This window comes from Pseudomonas sp. Q2-TVG4-2 (assembly GCF_013620795.1).
Lineage (GTDB): Bacteria > Pseudomonadota > Gammaproteobacteria > Pseudomonadales > Pseudomonadaceae > Stutzerimonas.
Genome location: NZ_LGLW01000005.1, coordinates 153519 through 179241, shown reverse-complemented (window position 1 = coordinate 179241; position 25723 = coordinate 153519). Strand labels below are relative to the sequence as shown.

The following is a 25723-nucleotide window of genomic DNA, read 5'->3' as shown; positions in this document are numbered from 1 at the left end:
GCGCTCCAGACGGGGCTGCCTTGCTCAGGTAATCGAAATCAACGGTGGTAGTCATGAACAACAAAAAATCACTGCGCGCACTTCTCGCTACGGGTCTGCTCGGCTTCGCCGGTCTGGCGCTGGCTCACGGCGACGTCACGCCCCAAAAAGTCGAGACCAAAGGGCTGGAACCGTTGGGCGAGGAGTGGCTTGATGAAAACCCCTACCGTGCGCCGAGCGAGTACCACGACAAGGCCGTCGAGATCGGAGCTTCCGCTTACAACCAGAACTGCGCCCGCTGCCACGGTCTCGAAGCGATCTCTGGCGGGATCGCCCCCGATCTTCGCGAACTGGAAGCCAGCTACGATGGCGATGAGTGGTACAAGGAGCGCGTTATCAACGGTGCGGTGCGCGACGGTGCCGTGTACATGCCGCGCATGGCTGATTACCTCAGTCAGGAAGCGCTTTGGGCCATCCGCACTTATATCGAAAGCGAAGCTGCCAAGCGGTGATCATCATGCGCCAGTTGCTCGCAGGGCTCTGTCTTCTGATGGTTTGCACGTGGGTTCAAGCGGACGTGGTCAAGGTGCGCGCGTTCGACGACATCATTGACTCGGGCGTGCTCAAGGTGGCGATGTACGAGGATTTTCCACCGTACAGCTTCATGGTGGACGGCAAACCGCGCGGGGTCGATGTCGAGCTCGCGAACAAGTTGGCGGCCGGATTGGACCTGAAAGTCGAGGTGCTGTGGGTCACGCCAGACGAGACGCTGGACGACGACCTGCGCAACTTCATCTGGAAAGGCCATTACCTGCGGCCGGACGTATTGGCCGACGTGATGATGCGCGTGCCCTATGACCGGGAGTTCTCCTACAAGCAGAACGAGCTGGGTGAGCTGATCAACGAGCTGGTGGTCATGTTCGGTCCCTACCAGAGCGAGCGCTGGCAAGCGGCGCACGACGATCGCCGCCTGGATGAGGTGCCCAGCGTGGGTGTGTTCCGCTATCACCCGGTTGGTGTGGAAGTAGAGAGCGTTCCATCGTTCTATCTGTCATCGATATTCAACGGCAGCATCTCGCCGATGCTCCATCACTATCCGACGGCACAGGCAGCGTTTGCCGCGATGCAGGCGGGGGAGGTGGATGCGACCATGGCCATGCGGGGCGAAATCGACTGGTTGCTCGCACAGGCCGCTGATGAACACCTCAAGCTTGCGGAGAACGCCTATCCGAACATGGGTAAACAGGTGTGGGAGCTCGGCATGGCCGTGCACGAATCCAACCGCCAGCTGGCGTATGCGATCGAAGGCGTGCTGGAGGGGCTGATCAAGGACGGCGTCCTGCAAGAGAGCTACGCCAGTTACGGGCTACGCTATGAGATGCCCGAGCTGTACCGAGTCGAATTGAGCGAAAACTGATCCCATTGCGAAGACACCGCAGCTGCTCGCGCACCTGCGGCATCGTTCACGCCTCCCTCATGCGCGGATGCTGGAAAAACCACACCGCCAGCGATGCGGCGATGGCAATGACACACAGGCCCAGCAGTGTGATGGCGACGGGCAGACCGTAATGATCGGCAATCCAGCCAGCGGCGATCAGCGGGACGATGCTGCCGACATAACCGCATACCAGGTAGGTCGAGATCAATCCGGAGCGCTCGACCGGGGTGGCGATGCGGTTGACCATGCTGATGCCGGCCAGCAAACACATGCCATGCCCCGCCGCTGCGGCGCATACGCCGACGACGAACACGGCCGGTGAGCCGAGCTTGAAATTGAACACGAGCATGGCATTGCTGAGCACGACCGCCAGCAGCCCCAGCAGGCCACACCAGCGCACGCTCATTCTGGCGCATGCCAACTGTGTCATGGCCGATGCCAGCAGAATGACCCCGATCGACGTTCCGCTGACCACCGGACCGTGCCATGGCAGCATTTTTTCCAAAAACAGCGGGGCCAGGGAGGCGTAGATCCCGAATACGCCGAAGGCAAAGAACGGGCAGGCGCAGGTCAGCATGAAAGCCAGCGAATCACGGCGGCTGGCCCAAGCCAGGCGGGGGACGAATGTTCGCCAGCCGAGCGACGCGGTTGCCAGTTCATCAGCATGAGATTTCAGCTGCACGCGCATCAAGGCATACACGGCCAGCACGCCGAGAATCAGCGAAGGCACGTAGGTCACCGTCAGCGGATGCGGCAGCCACTGACCAATGATGCCGCCGATTATCGGCCCCAGACCAAAGCCGAACGCGAGCAGGAAGCTGGTAATCATCGATATGCGCTGGGAGGCCCCGTCGCGAGAAATCTGCACCAGCCCCACCGAGGCGCTCGTGACGATCAGACTAGAGGACAGCCCTACCGCGAAGCGGCCAATATTCGGCTCGGCAGGTTCCAGGCAAGCATGGTCAGCAGGGTACCTGCCCAGCCCAGCAGCAGACCGGTCAGCATCACGGTGCGAAACCCCAAGGTATCTGACAGGCGCCCCATGAACAGCAGGCCGAACAGTGCGCCGACCATGTACACCACGTAGATCAGCGAGATATCGCTGGTGCGGAGCTGCCAGACGTTCTGATACAGCGGGTACAGCGGTGAAATGAGCGCTGTGCCCATCACGCCTACGCACATGGCGAAGCACACCCAGGGAAACGCTGACCACTTCTCTTTCATTTAAAAAACGCCTGCATAACGGGTGTGAAATTGTTCGACCGTACCGTGGCAAAAGCCGCCCCTCGGTCAGGTTGTCTTTTATCGCTCCGCAGAGGCGATTGGGCTTGCTGAAGCATCGATTTGTAACGCGCTGGCGCGTGGGTGCGCGGGCTATGACGCGCTCCGATTATCGCAGCAACGAACCGTCGCCGCGCTCCATGCGGTGAATGATGCTTGAACAACGAAGCATGGTTTATGTCGCTGTGAGTCGGGGCGTTGTATGGCTCGCGGCCTGACTGGAATCGTCCTGTGACGCATCCGGGCTCGGCTTCGGTGCCCGTGCGTCAATCTCATAGCGGTGCAGCAATGGGGGGCGCTGCGCGGGGTATTGCTACCAAGGAAGTAGGGAAATCGGTACTGCGTGCAATTGTTGGCGGTGGGCTTGGAACGAAGAATCCACGGCAGACCGGGAAACTTTCCCGGCGACGATAACAATGAACCCTCAGAGGTAGCCGCAATGAAGCACACCGGTCTTCGCAAGCCCTTCGCTCTGACAGCGCTTTGCGCCGCCATGGCGTTGTCCAGCGTGTCGGCCTTGGCTGTCACCGACCAGGAAATCCTCGATGATGCCGAATCCACTGATCAGATCGTGACCAACGGGCTGGGCCTGAAAGGGCAGCGCTACAGCACCCTGGATACCCTCAACAGCACAAACGTCAGCCAGCTCCGTCCGGTCTGGGGTTTCTCCTTTGGCGGCGAAAAGCAGCGTGGCCAGGAAGCACAGCCGCTGGTGAAGGACGGCGTCATGTACCTCACCGGCTCCTACTCGCGGGTCTTTGCCGTCGACGCGCGCACCGGTAAAGAGCTCTGGCAATACGATGCACGCCTACCGGACGGCATCATGCCGTGTTGCGACGTGATCAACCGGGGTGTGGCCTTGTATGACGATCTGGTGATTTTCGGCACCCTCGACGCCAAGCTGGTCGCGTTGAATAAGGACACCGGCAAGGTCGTCTGGAAGAAGACCGTGGCTGACTACAAGGCCGGTTATTCCATCTCTGCGGCGCCCATGGTGGTGAAAGGCAAGCTGATCACAGGCGTGGCGGGTGGCGAGTTCGGCGTGGTGGGCAAGATCGAAGCCTTCAACCCGAAGAATGGCGAGCTGCTGTGGAGCCGTCCGACCGTCGAAGGCCATATGGGCTTCGTGATGAAGGACGGCAAGAAGATCGAGAACGGGATCTCCGGCGGAGAAGCCGGCAAGACCTGGCCGGGCGACCTGTGGAAGACCGGCGGCGCCGCGCCCTGGCTCGGCGGCTACTACGACTCCGATACCGACTCGCTGCTGTTCGGTACGGGCAACCCTTCGCCCTGGAACTCGCACCTGCGCCCAGGCGACAACCTGTACTCATCCTCGCGCCTGGCACTGGACCCTGACGACGGTTCGATCAAATGGCACTTTCAGTCCACACCGCATGACGGCTGGGATTACGACGGTGTTAACGAGCTGATCTCCTTCGATTACCAAGAGGGCGGCAAGACCATCAAGGCTGCTGGCACCGCAGACCGTAACGGGTTCTTCTACGTTCTGGATCGCACCAACGGCAAGTTCATCCGTGGTTTCCCTTTTGTCGACAAGATCACCTGGGCCAAGGGTCTGGACGAGAATGGCCGTCCGCTTTACGACGACGCTAAGCGTCCTGGCGCACCGGGCGAAGCGGACAAGGGTAAGTCGGTGTTCGTCGCGCCATCATTCCTCGGCGGCAAGAACTGGATGCCCATGGCCTACAGCCAGGACACCGGTCTGTTCTACGTGCCGTCCAACGAGTGGGGCATGGATATCTGGAACGAAGGCGTGGCCTACAAGAAGGGCGCGGCTTATCTCGGTGCTGGCTTCACCATTAAACCGCTGAACGAGGAATACATCGGCGTCCTGCGCGCCATCGACCCGAAGACCGGCAAGGAAGTCTGGCGGTACGAGAACTACGCACCGCTGTGGGGTGGCGTTCTTGCAACCAAGGGCAACCTGGTATTTACCGGCAACCCGGAAGGCTACCTGATGGCGTTTGACGCCAAGACTGGCAAGAAGGTGTATGAATTCAACACCGGTTCCGGCGTCATCGGCTCCCCGGTCACGTGGGAAATGGACGGCGAGCAATATGTCTCCGTGCTCTCTGGCTGGGGCGGCGCGGTACCGCTATGGGGTGGAGAAGTCGCCAAGCGAGTGAAGGACTTCAACCAGGGCGGCATGGTTTGGACCTTCAAGCTGCCGAAGGAACAGGTCGTCGCCCAGCGCTGATCTGTGTTCCAACGAAGGGCCGGCTTGAATGCCGGCCTTTGCGTTTCTGCGTCCTGTGGCCATGTGGCTGACCGGCGACTTGCGGCAGTTCCGCTCGATGATGGGGCTACGGGTGCCGCTTGCCAGGAAGGTATGAGGCCCTTGCACCTACTACCAAATGAGGAACGCACCTGTCCCTTGGGGGCATACCGGGGATGGGCACAGCCTGCCTAAGATCGCTCCATGCCCTGTCCATCCCCGGTCAGGCTCCGACAAGCAGAAAAACTAGAGAGGCCGCTCATGATCTACGCCCAACCCGGTACGGCAGGCGCCGTCATTTCTTTCAAGCCACGTTACGGAAACTTCATCGGCGGTGAATTCGTCCCGCCGGTCAAGGGTGAATATTTCGTCAACACCTCGCCGGTCAACGGCGAGGTGATCGCCGAGTTTCCGCGATCCGGGGCTGAAGATGTCGAGAAGGCCCTGGACGCTGCGCACGCAGCTGCCGATGCATGGGGCAAGACTGCGGCGCAAGATCGTGCGTTGATCCTGCTGAAGATTGCCGATCGCATCGAGGCTAACCTGGAAAAGTTGGCCATCGCCGAAACATGGGACAACGGCAAGGCCGTTCGTGAAACCTTGAACGCTGACGTGCCGCTGGCAGCTGATCATTTTCGCTACTTCGCTGGCTGCATTCGTGCTCAGGAAGGCAGCGCTGCCGAAATCAACGAACACACCGCGGCGTACCACTTCCACGAGCCGCTGGGCGTGGTCGGACAGATCATTCCGTGGAACTTCCCGCTGCTGATGGCGGCCTGGAAACTGGCGCCGGCGCTGGCAGCCGGTAACTGTGTGGTGCTCAAACCAGCCGAGCAAACGCCGCTGTCGATCATGGTATTTGCTGAGCTGGTCGGTGACCTGTTACCGGCCGGCGTGCTGAACATCGTTCAGGGCTTCGGCAAGGAAGCAGGGCAGGCGCTGGCGACCAATACCCGCATCGCCAAGATCGCCTTCACCGGTTCCACACCAGTTGGGTCGCACATCATGCGTTGCGCGGCTGAAAACATCATTCCGAGTACTGTGGAGCTAGGTGGGAAATCGCCGAATATCTTCTTCGAAGACATCATGCAGGCTGAGCCTGCGTTCATCGAGAAGGCCGCCGAAGGCCTGGTGCTGGCATTCTTCAACCAGGGCGAAGTCTGCACCTGCCCGTCGCGTGCGCTGGTTCAGGAATCGATCTTCGAACCCTTCATGGAAGTGGTAATGAAGAAGATCAAAGCGATCAAGCGCGGCGACCCGTTGGACACCGACACCATGGTCGGCGCCCAGGCGTCCGAGCAGCAGTTCGACAAGATCCTTTCCTACATGGAAATCGCCCAGCAGGAAGGCGCGCAGATCCTGACCGGCGGCGCCGCCGAGAAGCTTGAAGGTGGTCTGGCCACCGGCTATTACGTGCAGCCGACCCTGATCAAGGGCCACAACAAGATGCGCGTATTCCAGGAAGAGATCTTCGGGCCTGTGGTCGGTGTTGCCACCTTCAAGGACGAAGCCGAAGCGCTGGCGATTGCCAATGACACGGAGTTCGGCCTCGGCGCCGGCGTTTGGACCCGCGACATCAATCGCGCCTACCGCATGGGCCGTGGCATCAAGGCCGGTCGCGTCTGGACCAACTGTTACCACCTCTATCCCGCCCACGCCGCGTTCGGTGGCTACAAGAAGTCCGGGGTCGGCCGCGAAACCCACAAGATGATGCTCGACCATTATCAGCAGACCAAGAACCTGTTGATCAGCTACGACATCAACCCGCTGGGCTTCTTCTAAGCCTGCGAATCGTAACTCGGAGGACCCGGCGCGTTCGCTCCTGCGCGCCGGCATTATTTTGCTCGCACCTAAGTGCGGGGACCACGGGCTGGGTGAGTGCGGTCTCGATGGTTCATCAACGCAGCGCGGCCTTCAGGTCGCGTTTTTTTTGGCGTCTGGCAGACCAGCTATCGCGCTGGCCGAACTCCAGCATCCCTAAGCGCCTCAGATTTAGCACGTCCCTTATTTCGTGAGGAATCGCCTATGCCCGCACTACTCGAACCCGTCCAGCTGGGTCAGCTGAAATTGCGCAACCGCACCGTGTTAGCGCCAATGACGCGCGTCAGCGCAGAGCCGGAAGGTAACGCCAACGAGCTGATGCGCGACTACTACCAGGCGTTCGCCGAGGGCGGCTTCGGCCTGCTGATCACCGAAGGGACCTACACCGATACGGTCTACAGCCAGGGCTATTTCAATCAGCCGGGCCTGGCCACCGAGATCCAGCGCGACAGCTGGGTACCGGTGGTCGAAGCGGTGCACACGGCCGGCGCCGCCTTCATCGCGCAGCTGATGCACGGCGGCGCGCAGACCCAGGGCAACATCCACCATGCTCGTCATGTCGCGCCCTCAGCGGTTCAACCGGGCGGAACGCAGCTTAGTTTCTATGGCGGCGAGGGGCCTTACGCCACACCTGCCGAGATGACCGAGAAGGAAATCCAGGAGGCAATCGCCGGGTTCGTTCAGTCGGCCCGCCATGCGCGCGACGCGGGCTTCGATGGAGTGGAGCTGCACGGCGCCAATGGCTACCTGCTTCATGAGTTCATCAGCAGTGAGTTCAACCAGCGTACTGACCGCTGGGGCGGCGACTATAAGGCCCGGCTGGCATTACCACTGGCGGTTATCCATGCGGTACGCGAAGCAGTCGGCCCTGATTTCCTGGTGGGCATGCGGCTATCCCAAGGCATGGTCACCGCGAGCCGGCTGAAGTGGGAGGGCGGGGTCGAAGAGGCCAGGACTCGCTTCGCCATGCTGGCCGAGGCGGGGCTGGATTATCTGCATATCACTGAATATGACGTGGGTGCGCCGGCCTTCGCAGAGGGGGCAACCCTGTCGGCGATCGCAAAGACAAGCGTGTCGATTCCGGTGATTGGCAACGGCAGCGTGACGACCGGCGAGCAGGCGCAAAAGCTGCTCGATGACGGCGAGCTTGATCTTGTGGCTGTCGGCAAGGCCGCCCTGGCCAACCACGACTGGCCGTTACGCGTGCAGGACGGCGATGCCATGACCGAGTTTGATTTCGACATGTTCTCGCCGATGGCCACGCTGACCAACGAACTGGCTTGGCGCGGTGTGAATGATCGCCCGGCAACACGTCGGCGCTAGCTTGCCATCTCGATGTTTGCAAAGACACGCCGGTACGGTAAATGGCTGGGGCTACTTCCCAGGCACTACCAAGGCAGGGCGTTGTCTCCTTCCAAAGTACCATTCTGCTTTTAGCAGACTAGAGTGCTTAATGAGCCGTCGGGATAACCCGGCACCCATAAGAGAGGAATCGCACCATGTGGACCAAACCTGCTTTTACCGACCTGCGCATTGGTTTTGAAGTCACCATGTACTTCGCCAACCGCTGATTTATCCGCCCCGGCTCTGACCGGGGCTTTGCTTTCAGGGAGCTGCCCATGTTCATCCAGATTCTCGGCTCGGCTGCTGGCGGCGGCTTTCCTCAGTGGAACTGCAACTGCGCCAACTGCGCAGGGCTTCGCAATGGGACCTTGCGCGCCAAAGCCCGCACTCAATCGTCGATTGCGATCAGCGATAACGGCGAGGATTGGATACTTTGCAACGCTTCGCCGGATATCCGCGCCCAGTTGGAGTCTTTTCCGAAGCTGCAGCCAGCGCGTGGACCGCGTGACACGGCGATCGGTGCGATCATTTTGCTCGACAGCCAGATCGATCACACCACCGGCCTGCTGACACTGCGTGAAGGCTGCCCGCATGACGTCTGGTGTACCGACATGGTTCACCAGGACCTCAGTACCGGCTTTCCGTTGTTCAAGATGCTCAAGCACTGGAACGGCGGCCTGCGCTGGAACCCCATCGCGCTGGAGGGCAGTTTTACCATTCCGGTTTGCCCGGACCTGACGCTCACGCCGATCCCGCTGCGCAGCTCAGCGCCGCCGTATTCGCCGCACCGTAACGACCCACATCCGGGTGACAACATCGGGCTGTTGATCGAGGACCGCAAGACCGGCGGCAAGCTGTTCTATGCGCCGGGACTGGGCAAAGTCAGCCCTGAGCTGCTGGAAATCATGCGCGGCGCCGATTGCCTGCTGGTCGACGGCACGCTCTGGCGCGACGATGAAATGCGCGTGCGTGAAGTAGGGACCAAGCTCGGCAGCGAAATGGGCCACCTTCAGCAGAGCGGCCCTGGCGGCATGATCGAGGTGCTCGACGGCATGCCGGAGGCACGCAAGATCCTCATCCATATCAATAACACCAATCCGATCCTCGACGAGGATTCCGCCGAGCGCGCGGTGCTGGACCAGCACGGAATCGAAGTCTCGTTCGATGGCATGAGCATCGAGCTGTAGCGCAAGCGGTGCTCGGCGCACCCGGACAGTCAGTCGCGGGTGGCCGCGGCCGTCGCGACCTGGAAAAGGCAGCCCGCACAACACCCCGTAAGGAAACTGTTATGACCCTCCCTGCCATGACCCCCGCCGAGTTCGAGGCGGCACTCCGCGCCAAGGGCGACTACTACCACATCCATCACCCGTTCCATCGTGCGATGTACGAAGGCCGCTCAACTCGCGAGCAGATCCAGGGTTGGGTGGCGAACCGCTTCTACTATCAGGTATGCATTCCGGTGAAGGATGCCGCGATCATGGCCAACTGCCCGGATCGTGATACGCGTAGGGAGTGGGTACAGCGCATCATCGATCACGACGGAACGCCGGGTGAGGAGGGCGGTATCGAGGCCTGGCTGCGGTTGGCCGAGTCGGTCGGGTTGGATCGCGAGCAGGTGCTTTCCCAGGAACTGGTCTTGCCGGGCGTGCGTTTCGCCGTCGATGCCTACGTCAATTTCGCCCGTCGCGCGGTCTGGCAGGAGGCGGCCAGCAGTTCGCTTACCGAACTGTTCGCACCGACCATCCATCAGTCCCGTCTGGACGCCTGGCCTCAGCATTACAGCTGGATCGATCCGTCTGGCTATGACTATTTCCGCAAGCGCTTGAAGGAAGCGCGCCGCGATGTCGAACATGGTCTGCGCATCACCTTGGAGCACTACACCACCCGCGAAGCCCAGGAACGCATGCTGAACATTCTTCAATTCAAACTCGACGTCTTGTGGAGCATGCTGGACGCCATGAGCATGGCCTACGAGCTGGCTCGCCCGCCGTACCATACGGTGACGAGCGAGCGCGTCTGGCATAAAGGCATCACGTTTTGAGCCCGAACATGACCGCACCTGGCGCACAGCCTGAGGAGCTGGCAATGACTGACATGCTGACCAAGATTCCGGCATTTCGCCGCGGCTTTCGCTTTCAGTTCGAGCCCGCGCAGGACTGCCACGTGCTGCTCTATCCAGAGGGCATGATCAAGCTGAACGAGAGCGCATCGGCAGTGCTGGGTGAGGTGGATGGTGCGCGCACGGTCGGTGCCATCGTTGCCGATCTGCAGGCGCGCTATCCCGATGCGGAAGGGATCGAGGAGGACATCGTTGCGTTCCTGGAGGTAGCCGTTGAACGGTTCTGGATCGAGCTTCGCTAAACCGGGCTTCGAGCCCGGTCCGCCGCTCTGGCTGCTTGCCGAGCTCACCTATCGCTGCCCGCTGCAGTGCCCATACTGCTCGAATCCGCTTGATTTCGCCCGCAGCCACGATGAGCTGAGCACTGCCGAATGGGTCGAGGTGTTCCGGCAGGCGCGGGAAATGGGCGCGGCGCAGCTGGGATTTTCCGGCGGCGAGCCGCTGGTCCGCCAGGACTTGGCCGAGCTGATCAAGGCGGCGCGTGACCTCGGCTATTACACCAACCTGATCACCTCCGGCATCGGCTTGACCGAGGAGAAGATCGCCTCATTTGCTGATGCCGGGCTCGATCACATCCAGATCAGTTTCCAGGCGGCCGATGAAGAGGTGAACAATCTGCTCGCCGGCTCCAAGAAAGCCTTCGCGCAGAAACTCGCCATGGCTAGGGCCGTGAAAGCCCATGGCTACCCGATGGTGCTTAACTTCGTCACCCACCGGCACAACATCGACAACATCGACCGCATCATCCAGCTCTGCCTGGAGCTGGAAGCCGACTTCGTCGAGCTCGCCACCTGCCAGTTCTACGGCTGGGCCGAACTCAATCGCGCCGGGCTGCTGCCAAGCAAGGCGCAGCTGGTGCGCGCCGAACGCATCACCAACGAGTGGCGCGACAAACTCGCCGCCGAGAACCATCCCTGCAAGCTGATCTTCGTCACCCCAGATTACTACGAAGAGCGTCCCAAGGGCTGCATGAACGGCTGGGGCAACCTGTTCCTCGACATTACCCCTGACGGCACGGCACTGCCTTGCCATAGCGCGCGACAGTTGCCGATCAACTTTCCAAACGTGCGCGACCAGAGCATTGAGCAGATCTGGAAGCACTCGTTCGGCTTCAACAGATTTCGTGGTTTCGACTGGATGCCCGAGCCTTGCCAATCCTGCGATGAAAAGGAAAAGGACTTCGGCGGTTGCCGCTGCCAGGCGTTCATGCTCACTGGCGATGCGACCAATGCCGACCCGGTGTGCAGCAAATCCGCCCATCACGGCACGATTCTCGCTGCGCGTACCGAGGCCGAGCAGGCCCCGAGTGGGCTGGATGAGCTGACCTTCCGCAACGAGAAGGCATCGAAACTGATCCTCAAGGTGTAAGGTCGTCCGATCCGATCTATGCCTGTCTAGCGAGTTCAAAATGACCAAGACTGCGATTCCCTATGGCTTTTGGCACAGCGACTGGAGCGCCGAGAAGGCCGCATCAGCGAGCCGTGACTTCGCTGAGATCCGGGCAGGCCATGGCGGGGTGTTCTGGATCGAATACGATCCGGCGGATGCTCGCAGTACGCTGTGGTACTGGCGAGCCGGTCGCGCCGTCTGTGTGACGCCGGCAGATGTATCGCTGCGCAGCCGGGTCTACGAGTATGGCGGCGGGGCCTTTTGCCTGATGGATCAGGGGGTGGCCTTCGTCAATGAGAAGGACCAGCAGATCTATCTGCAGTCCATTGGCCACAAAACCGCAGCCGAACCCGTTGCGCTTACGCAGCGCCCGTATTGTCGCTACGGTGATTTGCAGTTCGATCCGGTGCGATCGACCATCTTGGCCGTCGAGGAAACACAAGCCGACGAGCAAGTGGCACATCGGCTGGTCTGCTTCTCGGTGCGCGACGGCGCTCGCAGCGTCCTTGCCGAAGGCGCGGATTTCTATTCTTCACCAACCATTGATGCCGAATCGCAGCGCATGGCCTGGATTCAATGGCAGCGCCCCGATCAGCCCTGGACGTCGACTTGCCTGTGGATGGCCGAACGCGGCGGTGATGGCGCATGGCAAACGCCGAGATGCCTGGCCGGGGCGGAAGGCGGCGAATCCTTGCAACAGCCGCGCTTTGCAGCGGACGGTACGCTCTACTGCTTGAGCGATCGCGCGGGCTGGTGGCAGCCCTGGCGTGAACAGGGTGATCGACTGGTTCCTGCCTTTACACCCGTGGACGACGAGAAGGGCTCCGGCGCGGCTGCTTTGCCGGCCTTCGATCACGCGCCAGCGCCGTGGCAGCTGGGCACAGTCAGTTATCTACCGCTGGCCTATAGCGGCCTGCTGCTGACACGCATGGTCGATGGCTACGGCCTGCTGTTCGAGCGGGGCCAGGAGGGCCATGAGCGTCAGCTGGCGACCGGGTTCAGTCGTTGTCGACAGTTGGCCGCGGATGACCAGCGTTATTACTGCATTGCCGGTGCGGCCGATCGCGTGCCAGCAGTGCTGGCTCTGGATCGTAAGACCGGGGAGACCTGCATCCTCGCTGGCGGGTCACAGCCGTTGCCGGCCGATCAGCTGTCGCGCCCGCAGCCGTTCAGCTTCGCCACCGGGGAAGATGAAACTGCCCATGCGTTTTTCTACCCACCCTGTAATGCCAGTTGCCGCAGTCTGGAGGGGGAGCGTCCACCGTTGGTGGTTTTCCTGCATGGAGGCCCCACTTCAGCGTGCTATCCAATATTCGATCCGCGGGTCCAGTACTGGACCCAGCGCGGTTTCGCCGTCACCGACCTCAACTACCGAGGCAGTAGCGGGTTCGGTCGTGCCTATCGTGAACGACTTCGCGAGCAATGGGGCGTTGTCGATGTAGAGGATGCGCGTGCCGTTATCAGGGCACTGGCGGCGGGCGGGCAGATCGATGCGGCGCGCACGTTCATTCGTGGTTCGAGCGCCGGGGGTTATACCGCGCTCTGTGCGCTGGTGTCCGACGCAGGCTTCAGCGGCGGCGCGAGTCTCTATGGCGTCAGCGATCCGCTTGCACTACGAGCTGCCACGCATAAATTCGAGGCGGATTATCTGGATTGGCTGATCGGCGACCCCGAGCGTCACGCCGACCGTTACCGTCAACGCGCCCCGTTGCATAACGCGGAGCACATCAGCGTACCGGTGATCTTCTTTCAGGGCGGGCAGGATGCCGTCGTGCTGCCCGAACAGACCGAGTCGATGGTGGCAGCGTTACGTCAGCGAAACGTGCCTGTCGAGTACTGCTTCTACCCAGAAGAACGTCACGGTTTCCGACAGGCGGCCAACCTGGCGGACGCGCTGGAGCAGGAGTGCCGCTTCTATCAGCGCGTGCTGCGCTGAGCAGGCGGGGCCTGGCGCACGTCACGCTCAGCCATTCTCCTCGGCATGCTGGGGCTTTTAGCGGATTGCTTTGGTGACGGAAAACAGTACGCTTGCCGGACATATAAAAATAACCAAGGCCGTTGTATGAGCCCCAATATCAGCCTGCAGCGCAAGTTCGTTTCTCCCGAAATCGTATTCGGAGCCGGATGCCGCCATAGCGCCGGCAACTACGCCAAAAACTTCGGTGCCCGCAAGGTACTGCTGGTGTCAGATCCCGGCGTCGTCATCGCTGGATGGGTGGCTGATATTCAGGCCAGCCTGATCAGTCAGAACATCGAGTACTGCCTGTACACCCAGGTGTCTGCTAATCCTCGCACCGAGGAGGTAATGGCCGGTGCGGAGGTCTATCGCAGCGAGGGCTGCAACGTCATCGTCGCGGTCGGTGGCGGGAGCCCGATGGACTGTGCCAAGGGCATCGGCATCGCCGTCGCCCATGGGCGCAATATCATCGAATTCGAAGGCGTCGATACCCTACGGGTGCCGAGTCCACCGATCATTCTGATCCCGACCACCGCAGGTACTTCGGCTGACGTCTCGCAGTTCGTAATCATCTCCAACCAGGAAGAGCGGATGAAGTTTTCCATCGTCAGCAAGGGCGCGGTGCCCGATGTATCGCTGATCGATCCGGAAACCACCCTGAGCATGGACCCGTTCCTTTCGGCATGCACTGGCATCGATGCGCTGGTGCATGCCATCGAAGCCTTCGTTTCCACCGGCCATGGCCCCTTGACCGATCCCCATGCGCTGGAAGCCATGCGCTTGATCAATGGCCATCTGGTGCAGATGATCGCCAACCCGGCCGATATTCAGCTCCGTGAAAAGGTCATGCTCGGCAGCATGCAGGCGGGGCTCGCATTCTCCAATGCCATCCTGGGCGCGGTGCATGCGATGTCGCACAGCCTCGGTGGTTTCCTGGATTTGCCCCATGGGTTGTGTAATGCGGTACTGGTCGAGCACGTGGTCGCGTTCAACTACGATGCGGCGCCGGATCGCTTCAAAGTCGTCGCGGAAACCTTAGGCGTCGATAGTCGCGGGATGAGTCACCGACAGATCCGTGAACGTCTCGTGCTGCACCTGATTAGCCTCAAGAAGGCCATCGGCTTCAACGAAACATTGGGCTTGCACGGGGTGAATCTGTCAGACATTCCGTTCCTCTCCCACCACGCAATGCAGGACCCGTGCATCCTCACCAACCCGCGCTCCTCGACCCAACGCGACGTCGAGGTGGTCTATGCCGAAGCACTCTGACCAGCCGGACGCGCTGGCCGGATTGCTCGGGCTCGGGACGCACTCGGCGCGCAAGAGCCACTACCCCGAGCTGGTGGCGCGTCTGGAGGAGCTGGAAGCCGAGCGTAACCGTTATAAGTGGTTGTTCGAGCATGCCGTGCACGGCATCTTTCAGGCGAGCCTGCAGGAAGGCATCCGTGCAGCCAATCCGGCATTGGCACGCATGCTCGGATACGAAAGCCCCGCCGAGGCGCTCTGGACACTGACCGATCTGTCCCACCACCTCTTTATCGGTGGTGAGCAAGAGCTGAAGCAGATCCGTCAGGTCCTGAGCGACCAGCATGGGCTGTTCGGCTATGAAACCCGGTTGCGACGCAAGGATGGCAGCGCGCTCGACGTAATGATGAACCTGCTGCTCAAGCCCGACGAGGATGGTCTGGTCGAGGGCTTCGTCGCTGACATCACCGAGCGCAAGCTGGCACAGCTGCGGTTGCTGCAACTCAACGAGCAGCTTGAGCAACGGGTCGCGGAACGTACCCTGGAACTGCGTAAGGCGCGTGATGCGGCCGAGGCGGCCAATCACAGCAAGGACAAGTACCTGGCCGCCGCCAGCCATGACCTGCTGCAACCACTCAATGCGGCGCGCCTGCTGATCTCGACCTTGCGCGAGCGGGAGCTGGCGGAGTCCGAGCAGAACCTTGTCGAGCGCGCGCACCAGGCGCTGGAAGGCGCGGAGGATCTGCTGACTGACTTGCTGGACATTTCCAAGCTGGACCAGCAGGCGATCAAACCCGACATTGAGGTCTATCGCCTCGATGAATTGCTGCTGCCGTTGGTCTCCGAATTTCAGTCAGTGGCCGAAGCGGAAGGGCTCGGCTTCGATCACTACATCCCAGCCTACGCGCTGAGTACCGACTTCAGGCTGCTAACGCGCATTTTGCGCAACTTTCTTAGCAATGCCTGCCGTTATACGGACAGAGGGCGAGTGTTGCTGGGCGCACGCAAACGTGGCGACAGCCTGCGGATCGAAGTCTGGGATACCGGCCGGGGCATCGAGGCGGATCAGATGCAGTCGATCTTCCTCGAGTTCAATCAATTAGGTGTGCAACGGGCTGCCGAGCGCGCCGGAGTCGGGCTCGGTCTGGCCATCGTCGACCGCATCGCCTCCATGCTCGATTACCGCGTCCAGGTGCGTTCCCAGCCGGGGCAGGGCTCGGTGTTCAGCATCGATGTACCGCTTGCCGACAACCCCTTGCCGCCGGCAACCGCGGCGCCGATGGCAGTGCCGGTGCTCGGCGATCCACTCCCCGGTCGGCGCCTGCTGGTTCTGGATAACGAGCTGAGCATCCTGCACAGCATGGCGGCGTTACTTGGGCAGTGGGGCTGCGAAGTGCTGATCGCCACCGATCAGCAGGCGGCTTTGGCCGTACTCGACGGATCGCCGCCGGAGGTCATACTTGCCGACTATCACCTTGATCGAGGCGTGACGGGTTGGGATGTGGTCACTGCGCTGCGGGCGCACTTCGGCCAGTCGATTCCCGTCGTGATGGTCACAGCTGATCGCAGCGACCAGTGCCGCCGGCAACTGCAGGGGCTCGGCGTGCCAGTGCTGAACAAGCCGGTCAAGGCCGGAAAGATGCGCTCGGTCCTGAGCCATCTGCTCAATGATAGGCGCGAGCGTTGGCAAAAAAGCGAAGTCGATCTGCACCGAGAACGGTCTCGGCCAATTCGCCGGTAGAGTGGCTCGCGTCAGGAAGCGGCCGTGCTGGCCGAGCGTGAACCGGCGCGTTGCTTCTGATTAGCTGACTCATCGGCAAGATTTGCTTACCTGACCGTAATCGGCACGTTCAATTGGCCGATGGGGCTGCCTGGATGTGCCGGGGCAGGCCCACCGATATCAATGCGGCAAGCAGCACGAAGGCGCTCGATATCCAGAGGCAGGCTTCAAGGCCGTAGCGCTGATAGACCCAGCCGGACAACAACGTACCCAGCAGCCGGCCCATGGCGTTGGACATGTAGTAGAAGCCGACATCCAGCGACACGCCATCGGCCTTCGCATAGGAGACGATGAGGTAGCTGTGCAGCGATGAATTTACCGCGAACAACGCGCCGAATAGCAGAAGGCCGCCGAGTAGCACCGTCTGGGGCGACAGCCCGGTGCCTAGCCCCAGCGCAATGCTCGCTGGCAGGCCGGCCAGCAGCAGAGCCCAGATAAAAGCCGCGCGTCCATCCGGGACCTGGCCGCTTTTTTTGCCGGTGATGGCCGGGGCGAGCGACTGGATAACGCCGTAACCGATCACCCAGAGCGCGAGAAAGCCGCCGACTTGCCAGAAATCCCAGCCAAACACGGTAGACAGGTAAACCGGCAGAGCGACCACGAACCAGACGTCACGCGCACCGAACAGGAACAACCGTGCGGCTGACAGAACGTTGATGGCGCGGCTTTTAGAGAGCAATTCGCGGAACTTCGGTTTCGCCTTGGCTTTGCCCAGGTCTTTCTTCAGCAGGAACAGGCTGGCGACCCAGATCAGGGCCAATGCCGTCGCCATGGCCAGCAGAGAACCACGAAAACCAACGCCCGCGAGCAAGGCACCGCCTAGGAAAAACCCCACGCCCTTGAGCGCATTCTTCGACCCAGTGAGAACCGCCACCCACCTATATAGCGTGCCTTGCTGACCGTCCGGCACCAGGAGCTTGATGGAGCTCTTGGCACTCATCTTGTTCAGGTCTTTGGCGATACCCGACAGTGCTTGCGCCGCCATCACCCAGGGTATCGTCAACCACGCAGCAGGCATCGTCAGCATCAGCAATGCCACCACCTGCATGGCAAGGCCGATGTTCATGGTGCGATTGAGTCCCAGCCGCGCGCCCAGATAGCCGCCGATCAGATTGGTGATTACGCCGAATATCTCGTAGAAGAGAAACAGCGCGGCAATCTGCAGCGGCGTATAGCCCAGCGCATGGAAGTGCAGCACGACCAGCATCCGCAGCGCACCGTCGGTCAGGGTGAAGGCCCAGTAGTTGCCGGTCACCAGCAGGTACTGGCGAACCTCGGGCGCGAGGCGGGAGAGGGCGTGCATAGGACGATCCTGTTGCGTTGGGGGACTCGATTACCCGGCCAGGCCGACCTTGCGCGCCAGTTCCACGGTGCGATTGGCATAGCCCCACTCGTTGTCGTACCAGGCATATAGCTTCACCTGGGTACCGTTGACGACCATGGTCGACAGCGCATCGATGATCGAGGAGCGCGGGTCCGTGCGGTAATCGATGGAAACCAGCGGGCGCTCTTCGTAACCGAGGATGCCCTTTAGCGGGCCTTCGCTCGCGGCGGCCTGCAGTAGCTGATTGACCTCCTCGACGCTGGTTGGGCGCTCAACCTCGAATACGCAGTCGGTCAGCGAGGCGTTCGCCAGCGGCACGCGCACGGCGTGGCCATTGAGCTTTCCACGTAGTTCCGGAAAGATCTCCGCAATCGCGGTCGCCGAACCGGTAGTAGTCGGAATCAGGCTCATGCCGGAGGCGCGAGCCCGCCGCAGATCCTTGTGCGGCTGATCGAGAATGCTCTGGGTATTGGTCAGGTCATGGATGGTGGTGATCGACCCATGACGGATGCCCAGATGCTCATGGATCACCTTGACCACCGGCGCCAGGCAGTTCGTGGTGCAGGACGCGGCGGTGACGATGCGGTGGAGCGCCGGATCGAACAGCTGGTCGTTGACGCCCATGACGATATTGAGCGCTCCGGCTTCCTTGACCGGCGCGCTGACCACAACGCGCTTCACGCCTTGGTCCAGATAGCCTTGCAGTACTTCAACGGTCTTCATTTTGCCGCTGGCCTCGATCACCAGATCGCAGTCGGACCAGTCGGTGTCTGCAATCGCCTTGTTGGCGGTCACGAGGATCCGCTTACCCTCGATCAACAGGCAATCATCGTCACTGCTCGCTTCGTGTTGCCAGCGGCCGTGGACCGAGTCGAAGTTGAGCAGGTGCGCATGGGTGGCGGCGTCGCCGGCCGGATCGTTTACCCGAACGAATTCCAGCTCCGGCCAGCCCCAGGCGGCGCGAAGCGCCAAACGGCCAATGCGGCCAAAGCCATTGATGCCTACTTTTACGGTCATATTAGATCACTCCAGATAGCAAATTCAGGCGGCACGCGGTGCAAACATAATGATCGCCATGCCGAGCAGGGCTACTGCGCAGCCGAGCAGGTCCCAATGGGTTGGCCGAACGCCATCCACCAGCCACAACCAGAGCATCGCCATGCCGACGTAGACGCCGCCGTAAGCGGCATAGACCCGTCCTGCGGCGGTCGGGTGCAGCGACAGCAGCCAGGCGAACAACGCCAGCGATAGCGCGGCGGGCAATAGCAACCAGACACTCTTGCCCTGCTTCAACCAGAGATAGGGCAAATAGCAACCGACGATCTCGGCGACGGCGGTGACGGCAAACAAGGCAAAGGTATTAAGCATTCATATCTCGCTGGGTCGGCACGCTGCTAGATGGAACGCTGATTGACGCGCCGGGACAGCGCTTCGGCTGATTCCTTGCGTTCGGAGTAGCGATCGACGAGATAGTCCTGGCGGTCGCGCAGCAAGAGGGTGAACTTCATCAGCTCTTCCATGACGTCGACCAGCCGATCGTAGAAGGCCGAGGGCTTCATTCGGCCGGCATCGTCGAACTCCAGGAAGGCCTTGGGCACCGAGGACTGATTGGGGATGGTGAACATGCGCATCCAGCGACCCAGCACGCGCAGCTGATTCACAACGTTGAACGATTGCGAGCCGCCGCAGACCTGCATCACGGCTAGGGTCTTGCCCTGCGTCGGCCTGACGGCGCCGAGCGCGAGAGGGACCCAGTCGATCTGCGCCTTGAATACCGCACTCATCGAGCCATGCCGTTCGGGAGAACACCAGACCTGCCCCTCGGACCAGGTCATCAGCTCCCGTAGCTCCTTCACCTTCGGATGGGTTTCCGGTGCGTCATCCGGCAGCGGCAGCCCCGATGGATCGAAAATGCGCGTCTCGGCCCCAAGGCGGCGCAACAGGCGCGACGCTTCCTCGACCAGCAGGCGGCTGAATGACCGTTCGCGGTTAGAACCATGGAGCAAAAGAATTCGCGGAGGGTGGGACAGGCCGCCCGGATTGCTAAGCCGCTCCAGGTCGGGGAGGGCGAGCAAATCGCCGTCGATGTTCGGTACCTCAGTCTGAAACAAATCATGATCGGTCATGGGAGCTCCTGTTTGCTCAGCCACATACTGCGGTGCGTTCAGGCCGGTTGCGCATCGCTTCCAGCCGCTGGCTGTTGGAGGCCAACCAGTTTCTGTTGGCATCGAGAATGGTCTGCAGCATCAGATGAACCCAATCGGGTAGGTGCGGGTGGAGCCGGTAATAGACCCATTGACCTTGACGGCGGTCCGCCAGCAGACCACAGCTGCGAAGCTGCGCCAGATGCCGCGAAACTTTGGGCTGGACCTCGTTCAAGGCGCAGGTCAGTTCGCAGACGCATAGCTCACCTTCACGGGCGATCAGCAGAGTCATCCGCGCACGGGTCTCGTCTGCCAGGCATTTGAAAACGGTAATAGGAGTCAGGTGCTCAATCATCGAGAGTCGACGCCATCGAAGTAGATACGTTTTGGCGAATATATTGTTTATCAGATGTAAGGTAAAGCAGCGGGCGAAATCAATCGATTCTCAGCCCATTTATATGTTTGTCACACCGGAGTGGTAAGCGCGCTGTGCTTTACGGGCAAAAACATATGGATTAGCGTATGCGGGCTTAGATCTAGCGAGAATAGGATTCTGAATGTCCAGCCAATATGAGGCCGCCAAAAAGGCTGAGGGTGTGCCGCTCGGTTTCTTCGAGCGCTATCTGACACTCTGGGTATTTCTGTGCATCGTTGCCGGGACATTGCTTGGTCTCTATGCGCCAGCTGCCGCTCAGGCGGTGGGCGCGCTGGAAGTCGCGCATGTGAATATTCCGGTCGGATTGCTGATCTGGGTAATGATCATCCCGATGCTCATGAAGATCGACTTCTCCTCGCTGCGTGAGGTGTATGCGCAGCGTGCCAGCATGGGCATCACGCTGTTTATCAACTGGGCGGTAAAACCGTTCACCATGGCGCTGCTTGGCTGGCTTTTCATCAAGCATATCTTCGCCCCCTGGTTACCCGCAGCTGAGCTGGATAGCTACATGGCCGGACTGATTCTGCTGGGCGCCGCGCCATGTACCGCGATGGTGTTCGTCTGGAGCAATCTCTGCAGCGGCAACGCCAATTTCACGCTCACTCAGGTGGCGCTGAACGATGTCGTGATGGTGTTCGCCTTTGCGCCGATCGTGGCGTTGCTGCTGGGCGTGTCATCCATTCCGGTGCCTTGGGACACGCTGCTGCTCTCAGTGTTGATGTATATCGTGATTCCGTTGGCCATCGCCCAGTTCATTCGCGCTCGGATGATGGTGCGTGGGGCCGCGGTATTCCAAGCGGCGCTGACTCGAAGCGCACCGTTCTCGATTGTGGCGCTGTTGGCCACGCTGGTGCTGCTGTTTTCGTTCCAGGGCGAGGCAATCATCGAACAGCCGTTGATAATCGCCATGCTGGCAGTGCCGATCCTGCTACAGACGCTATTCATTGCTGGCCTTGGTTATTGGCTGAATCGCAAATGGCAGGTGCGTCATGACGTTGCCGGCCCCTCGGCGATGATCGGCGCATCGAATTTCTTCGAGCTGGCGGTAGCAGTGGCGATCGTGCTTTATGGATTCAACTCGGGCGCGGCGCTCGCCACGGTGGTGGGTGTGTTGATCGAAGTGCCGGTCATGCTTTGGCTGGTTCGAACGGTTAATCGCAGCCGTGAGTGGTACAACCTGACACTACGGCAGAGCTGAAGCCTTACGCGAGCCGCGATTAGCCGCTCTGAAAGCTGAGCAGCAGAATCGAATAACCGACCGAACCGATCAGGAAGGCGCCGAAACGGCTTTTGCGCTCCTCCGGTAGTTCCTCCTTGAGAACGTTCAGAATGATCGAGCCGCCAACGAACGCTGTCAGCGCCGAAATGGCCAGCTCGGAGACTTCGGTAGCATTACCCACAGCCCAACCGGCCAGGGGCATGACCGCGAGCAGCCAGCGGCCACGTCGCCTGAACAGATCCTTGTGATCGCTCTGAAGGGCGAAGTCATTGACCAGAAAGTGCAGTCCCATCGCGACACAGTAGAGTATCAGCGAGCTCAGGTTGCCATTCTCGCCATGCACCAACAGGTAGCCAATCAGCCCGTTGTAGATGGCAAACGCCGTCATGTGCAGCCAGAACACACCCGCATGGGACTCCTCATGCTCGGGCAGTTCGTCTCGGTGTCTTTTGATCAGGCGCTCCAGGCCATAAAAGGCGGCGAGGCCAAGCAGTGCTAGCAGATAGGCGTGATGTTCGAGGTAGCCGAGCAACGCGATATCGCTACCGTCCATCACCTCCTGACCACGCGCCAGCTCCGGTAGAAGATGAACGAACACGTAAGCCACTGAAACGCCCCCGGCCATCGAAAGCCAGCGGCTGCGAGGCAGACGGTTGAGTCTGCGCAGACGTCCCGCGAAGAGATGGACCGCAGCTAGCGCAAGGGCTGCGACGAGGCTTGGAAACAAAGGCGACACCAGCGGTTAGGGCTATGTTGATCAATGGGTCAGACTTGCTCGCGCGCGCTTACGTTCACAACAAAGTCCCGAACAGCGGGGCAGTTGCGTGCTGTCATATAGCCATCTTGCGATGTATGGTCTGGGTATGCCGATGGATTTTTTGATAGAGTTCGCCGCTTATGAAGCGAGCAGCCAGCCAGCTTTGAATTTGCACTGAAAGAGGTGTCTGCTTGATTAGGGTGCTGGTGGTCGATGACCACGATCTGGTACGCACAGGCATTTCCAGGATGCTCGCCGATATCGATGGCCTTCAGGTGATCGGTCAGGCGGAATCCGGCGAGGCCGCAATAAAGAAATCGCGTGAGCTCAAACCGGACGTGGTGTTGATGGACGTCAAGATGCCCGGAATCGGTGGTCTCGAAGCCACCCGTAAGCTCCTGCGTAGTCATCCGGATATCAAGGTCATTGCGGTCACCATCTGCGAAGAAGACCCGTTCCCGACACGTCTGCTGCAGGCAGGTGCCGCCGGTTACCTGACCAAGGGTGCGGCGCTCGATGAGATGATTCAGGCGATCCGTATGGTATTTGCCGGACAGCGCTACATTAGCCCGCAGATTGCTCAGCAACTGGCACTGAAGTCATTCCAACCGAAGGTCAACGGATCGCCTTTCGACTTACTGTCCGAGCGCGAAATCCAAATCGCTTTGATGATTGCCAACTGCCAGAAGGTTCAGACCATTTCCGACAAACTTTGCCTGTCGCCGAAGACGGTCAACACCTATCGCTATCGCATTTACGAGAAGCTTTCGGTGACCAGTGACGTCGAGTTGGCATTGCTCGCGGTCCGGCACGGCATGGTCGATACCATCAATTGATGAGCGGCTTCGATTCGTCTGCATTCCTCGCCTCCTGCAGCGGGCGTCCCGGTGTCTATCGAATGTTCGATGCCGAGGCCAAGCTGCTTTATGTGGGCAAGGCCAAGAACCTCAAGAAGCGGCTGGCGAGCTACTTCCGCAAGACAGGGCAGGCGCCGAAAACAGCTGCGCTGGTAGCAAAGATCGCCCAGGTCGAAACCACCATCACGGCGAACGAGACCGAAGCCCTGCTGCTTGAGCAGACGTTGATCAAACAATGGCGCCCGCCATACAACATCCTGCTGCGCGACGATAAGTCGTACCCCTACGTGTTTCTCTCGAGCGGCGACTTTCCCCGGCTTAGCATTCATCGAGGCGCGAAGAAGGAACCGGGCCGCTATTTCGGTCCGTATCCAAGCGCGGGGGCAATCCGCGAGAGCCTGGGCCTTCTGCAGAAGGCTTTCTTCGTTCGCCAGTGCGAAGACAGCTATTACCGCAATCGCACCCGACCGTGCCTGCAATATCAGATCAAGCGCTGCAAGGCGCCATGCGTGAATCTAGTCGACCCCGAGGAATACGCCGAAGACGTCCGGCATTCGGTGATGTTCCTGGAGGGGCGTAGCAATGCCTTGGCCGAAGAATTGTCGAAGAACATGGAGAAGGCCGCGATGGCGCTTGATTTCGAGCGCGCCGCGGAGATCCGCGATCAGATCGGTATTCTGCGCCGCGTTCAGGATCAGCAGAGCATGGAAGGCGGCAGCGGCAATGTCGATATCGTCGCCGCCGTGGTGAGTCCGGGGGGCGCCTGCGTGCACCTGATCAGCGTGCGCGCAGGGCGGGTGCTCGGCAGCAAGAATTTCTTCCCGCAGGTCGCGATCGAAGAGAGCGTCAGCGACGTACTGCAGGCGTTCCTCGAGCAGTATTACCTAAGCTCCATGGAGCGGGATTTGCCGTCTGAGCTGATCGTCAATGCCGTCCATGAAGACTTTGACACCTTGATCAGTGCGATTACCGAGCTACGCGACGTCGAGCTAATGATTACGCATCGTGTTCGTGGCACCCGCGCGCGTTGGCAGCAACTCGCTCTGACCAACGCCGAGCAGGCGCTGGGGGCGCGCCTGGCGAGCCGCCAGCATCTGGCCGCACGCTTCCAGGCCCTGGCTGAGGCACTGGACCTGGACGAGTTGCCGACGCGGCTGGAATGCTTCGACATCAGCCATTCCAGTGGTGAGGCCACGGTCGCGTCCTGCGTGGTGTTCGGTCCGGATGGACCGCTGAAGTCCGATTATCGCCGCTACAACATCGAAGGCGTGACTGCAGGCGATGATTATGCGGCCATGCACCAGGCGCTTTCCCGTCGTTTCAAGAAGGCCGCCGAAGGGGAGGGCAAGCTCCCGGATATTTTGTTAGTCGACGGCGGCAAAGGGCAGCTCAACATGGCCCGTGAGGTGCTGCAGGAGCTCGCCGTGCCGGAACTGATTTTGCTGGGCGTGGCCAAGGGCGTCACCCGCAAGCCGGGTCTGGAAACGCTCTATCTCAACGACGCAGCGAATGAATTCACGCTGCCCGGCGATTCCCCTGCGCTCCATCTGATTCAGCAGGTGCGCGACGAGGCTCACCGCTTCGCCATCACCGGCCACCGCGCACGACGCGGAAAAACCCGAATGACCTCTACGCTGGAGGGCGTGCCTGGCATCGGACCGAAACGCCGCCGCGAACTGCTCAAGCACTTTGGTGGTCTTCAGGAACTCTGCCGCGCGAGCCTCGACGAGATCGCCAAGGCGCCTGGCATCAGTAAAAAGCTTGCCGAGTCGATTTATGCCGCTCTGCACAGTGAGTAGAATCACCTCCTAAACCCGCAGATCAGTGGTATCGATGAACATTCCAAACATTCTCACCGTGCTGCGCGTACTGCTGATACCGATCATCATTCTGTTGTTCTACCTTCCCTTCCAATGGAGCTATCTGGCCGCTAGCGCGGTGTTCGCCATCGCCGCGATCACCGACTGGCTGGACGGGTACCTTGCCCGCAAGCTTCAGCAAAGCACGCCGTTCGGTGCTTTTCTCGATCCGGTCGCGGATAAGCTGATGGTGGCGGTGGCATTGGTATTGCTCGTTGAAGAGCATGCGAACCTTTGGTTGACCTTGCCGGCCGCGATTATCATCGGGCGAGAGATCGTGGTCTCTGCCCTGCGTGAATGGATGGCCGAACTGGGCGCTCGGGCGCAGGTGGCGGTGTCCAATCTGGGCAAGTGGAAGACGGCGGCGCAGATGGTGGCGCTCGTCATCCTGCTGGCCAACCCGCCGCTTGCGACTATCTGGGTAGGGCTTGGCTATGCCTTGCTGATTGTCGCCGCCGGGCTGACGTTGTGGTCCATGGTCAATTACTTGATGGCCGCCTGGCCCCACCTCAGCCCTACAGAAAAGAAATAAAAAACT

25 protein-coding genes are annotated in these 25723 nt (G+C 60.6%); 17 read left to right on the top strand and 8 right to left on the bottom strand.

Annotated features, from left to right (window positions below; translation table 11 throughout):
* Window positions 1–53 precede the first annotated feature (53 nt).
* Complete coding sequence (gene pedF / locus H3028_RS11980; protein ID WP_181297237.1) at window positions 54–491, top strand: cytochrome c-550 PedF; 438 nt, start codon at window positions 54–56, stop codon at window positions 489–491.
* Window positions 492–496: 5 nt separating this feature from the next.
* Window positions 497–1396, top strand: coding sequence for an ABC transporter substrate-binding protein (locus H3028_RS11975; protein WP_181297236.1), 900 nt, complete (start codon window positions 497–499; stop codon window positions 1394–1396).
* 46 nt (window positions 1397–1442) lie between these two features.
* On the opposite strand, the gene H3028_RS11970 is transcribed toward H3028_RS11975, so the two are convergent.
* Together H3028_RS11970 and H3028_RS21280 are read right to left on the bottom strand one after the other, a co-directional pair.
* On the bottom strand, window positions 1443–2285 hold the full coding sequence (locus tag H3028_RS11970) for an MFS transporter (RefSeq protein WP_258237787.1): 843 nt from the start codon (window positions 2283–2285) through the stop codon (window positions 1443–1445).
* A gap of 44 nt (window positions 2286–2329) precedes the next feature.
* Entirely contained in the window at window positions 2330–2641 is a 312-nt protein-coding gene (locus H3028_RS21280; protein ID WP_258237786.1) for an MFS transporter, read from the bottom strand.
* 496 nt (window positions 2642–3137) lie between these two features.
* On the opposite strand from H3028_RS21280, the gene H3028_RS11965 reads away from it, so the two are divergent.
* From H3028_RS11965 to H3028_RS11915, 11 genes are all read left to right on the top strand, one after another.
* On the top strand, window positions 3138–4916 hold the full coding sequence (locus H3028_RS11965) for a methanol/ethanol family PQQ-dependent dehydrogenase (RefSeq protein ID WP_181297235.1): 1779 nt from the start codon (window positions 3138–3140) through the stop codon (window positions 4914–4916).
* 279 nt (window positions 4917–5195) lie between these two features.
* Complete coding sequence (locus H3028_RS11960) at window positions 5196–6716, top strand: aldehyde dehydrogenase family protein (protein ID WP_181297234.1); 1521 nt, start codon at window positions 5196–5198, stop codon at window positions 6714–6716.
* A 243-nt stretch (window positions 6717–6959) separates the two neighbouring features.
* Window positions 6960–8078, top strand: a complete 1119-nt coding sequence (locus H3028_RS11955) for an NADH:flavin oxidoreductase (protein WP_181297233.1) — start codon at window positions 6960–6962, stop codon at window positions 8076–8078.
* A gap of 176 nt (window positions 8079–8254) precedes the next feature.
* On the top strand, window positions 8255–8326 hold the full coding sequence (gene pqqA / locus H3028_RS11950) for a pyrroloquinoline quinone precursor peptide PqqA (RefSeq protein WP_003253598.1): 72 nt from the start codon (window positions 8255–8257) through the stop codon (window positions 8324–8326).
* 48 nt (window positions 8327–8374) lie between these two features.
* Window positions 8375–9286, top strand: a complete 912-nt coding sequence (gene pqqB / locus H3028_RS11945) for a pyrroloquinoline quinone biosynthesis protein PqqB (protein ID WP_181297232.1) — start codon at window positions 8375–8377, stop codon at window positions 9284–9286.
* A gap of 101 nt (window positions 9287–9387) precedes the next feature.
* On the top strand, window positions 9388–10140 hold the full coding sequence (gene pqqC, locus H3028_RS11940; protein WP_181297231.1) for a pyrroloquinoline-quinone synthase PqqC: 753 nt from the start codon (window positions 9388–9390) through the stop codon (window positions 10138–10140).
* Window positions 10141–10184: 44 nt separating this feature from the next.
* Window positions 10185–10460 (top strand): pyrroloquinoline quinone biosynthesis peptide chaperone PqqD, encoded by a 276-nt coding sequence (pqqD, locus tag H3028_RS11935; RefSeq protein WP_181297230.1) that lies wholly within the window; start codon window positions 10185–10187, stop codon window positions 10458–10460.
* Window positions 10432–11586, top strand: a complete 1155-nt coding sequence (gene pqqE, locus H3028_RS11930; protein WP_181297229.1) for a pyrroloquinoline quinone biosynthesis protein PqqE — start codon at window positions 10432–10434, stop codon at window positions 11584–11586. The genes pqqD and pqqE overlap by 29 nt, the downstream gene beginning before the upstream one ends.
* Before the next feature lie 40 nt (window positions 11587–11626).
* On the top strand, window positions 11627–13543 hold the full coding sequence (locus H3028_RS11925) for a S9 family peptidase (protein ID WP_181297228.1): 1917 nt from the start codon (window positions 11627–11629) through the stop codon (window positions 13541–13543).
* Window positions 13544–13669: 126 nt separating this feature from the next.
* Window positions 13670–14833 (top strand): alcohol dehydrogenase-like regulatory protein ErcA, encoded by a 1164-nt coding sequence (ercA, locus tag H3028_RS11920; RefSeq protein ID WP_181297227.1) that lies wholly within the window; start codon window positions 13670–13672, stop codon window positions 14831–14833.
* On the top strand, window positions 14817–16550 hold the full coding sequence (locus tag H3028_RS11915) for a NahK/ErcS family hybrid sensor histidine kinase/response regulator (RefSeq protein WP_181297226.1): 1734 nt from the start codon (window positions 14817–14819) through the stop codon (window positions 16548–16550). The genes ercA and H3028_RS11915 overlap by 17 nt, the downstream gene beginning before the upstream one ends.
* Before the next feature lie 109 nt (window positions 16551–16659).
* On the opposite strand, the gene arsJ is transcribed toward H3028_RS11915, so the two are convergent.
* Genes arsJ through H3028_RS11890 form a run of 5 tightly spaced genes read right to left on the bottom strand, consistent with a single transcriptional unit; the run spans window position 16660 to window position 20412 of the window.
* On the bottom strand, window positions 16660–17892 hold the full coding sequence (gene arsJ, locus H3028_RS11910; RefSeq protein WP_181297225.1) for an organoarsenical effux MFS transporter ArsJ: 1233 nt from the start codon (window positions 17890–17892) through the stop codon (window positions 16660–16662).
* Between the two features lie 30 nt (window positions 17893–17922).
* Complete coding sequence (locus tag H3028_RS11905; RefSeq protein WP_181297224.1) at window positions 17923–18930, bottom strand: ArsJ-associated glyceraldehyde-3-phosphate dehydrogenase; 1008 nt, start codon at window positions 18928–18930, stop codon at window positions 17923–17925.
* Window positions 18931–18954: 24 nt separating this feature from the next.
* Window positions 18955–19281 carry a YnfA family protein gene (locus H3028_RS11900; protein WP_181297223.1) on the bottom strand — a complete coding sequence of 109 codons (327 nt, stop codon included), beginning with the start codon at window positions 19279–19281 and terminating at the stop codon, window positions 18955–18957.
* Between the two features lie 26 nt (window positions 19282–19307).
* Window positions 19308–20039: an arsenical resistance protein ArsH gene (gene arsH / locus H3028_RS11895; protein ID WP_181297222.1), complete on the bottom strand. Its 732-nt coding sequence runs from the start codon at window positions 20037–20039 to the stop codon at window positions 19308–19310.
* Between the two features lie 16 nt (window positions 20040–20055).
* Window positions 20056–20412, bottom strand: coding sequence for a metalloregulator ArsR/SmtB family transcription factor (locus H3028_RS11890; RefSeq protein WP_181297221.1), 357 nt, complete (start codon window positions 20410–20412; stop codon window positions 20056–20058).
* A gap of 202 nt (window positions 20413–20614) precedes the next feature.
* On the opposite strand from H3028_RS11890, the gene arsB reads away from it, so the two are divergent.
* A complete protein-coding gene (gene arsB, locus H3028_RS11885) occupies window positions 20615–21691 on the top strand; it encodes an ACR3 family arsenite efflux transporter (RefSeq protein ID WP_181297220.1) in 1077 nt (358 codons plus the stop codon).
* 19 nt (window positions 21692–21710) lie between these two features.
* On the opposite strand, the gene H3028_RS11880 is transcribed toward arsB, so the two are convergent.
* Complete coding sequence (locus H3028_RS11880; protein WP_309109542.1) at window positions 21711–22319, bottom strand: hypothetical protein; 609 nt, start codon at window positions 22317–22319, stop codon at window positions 21711–21713.
* 341 nt (window positions 22320–22660) lie between these two features.
* Here H3028_RS11880 and uvrY point away from each other — a divergent pair, with 341 nt between their 5' ends.
* The 3 genes from uvrY to pgsA are packed head-to-tail and all read left to right on the top strand — an operon-like array spanning window position 22661 to window position 25717.
* Entirely contained in the window at window positions 22661–23305 is a 645-nt protein-coding gene (gene uvrY, locus H3028_RS11875) for a UvrY/SirA/GacA family response regulator transcription factor (RefSeq protein WP_168424463.1), read from the top strand.
* Window positions 23305–25125, top strand: a complete 1821-nt coding sequence (gene uvrC / locus H3028_RS11870; protein WP_375154408.1) for an excinuclease ABC subunit UvrC — start codon at window positions 23305–23307, stop codon at window positions 25123–25125. The genes uvrY and uvrC overlap by 1 nt, the downstream gene beginning before the upstream one ends.
* Before the next feature lie 34 nt (window positions 25126–25159).
* Window positions 25160–25717: a CDP-diacylglycerol--glycerol-3-phosphate 3-phosphatidyltransferase gene (gene pgsA, locus H3028_RS11865; protein ID WP_181297217.1), complete on the top strand. Its 558-nt coding sequence runs from the start codon at window positions 25160–25162 to the stop codon at window positions 25715–25717.
* Window positions 25718–25723 lie beyond the last annotated feature (6 nt).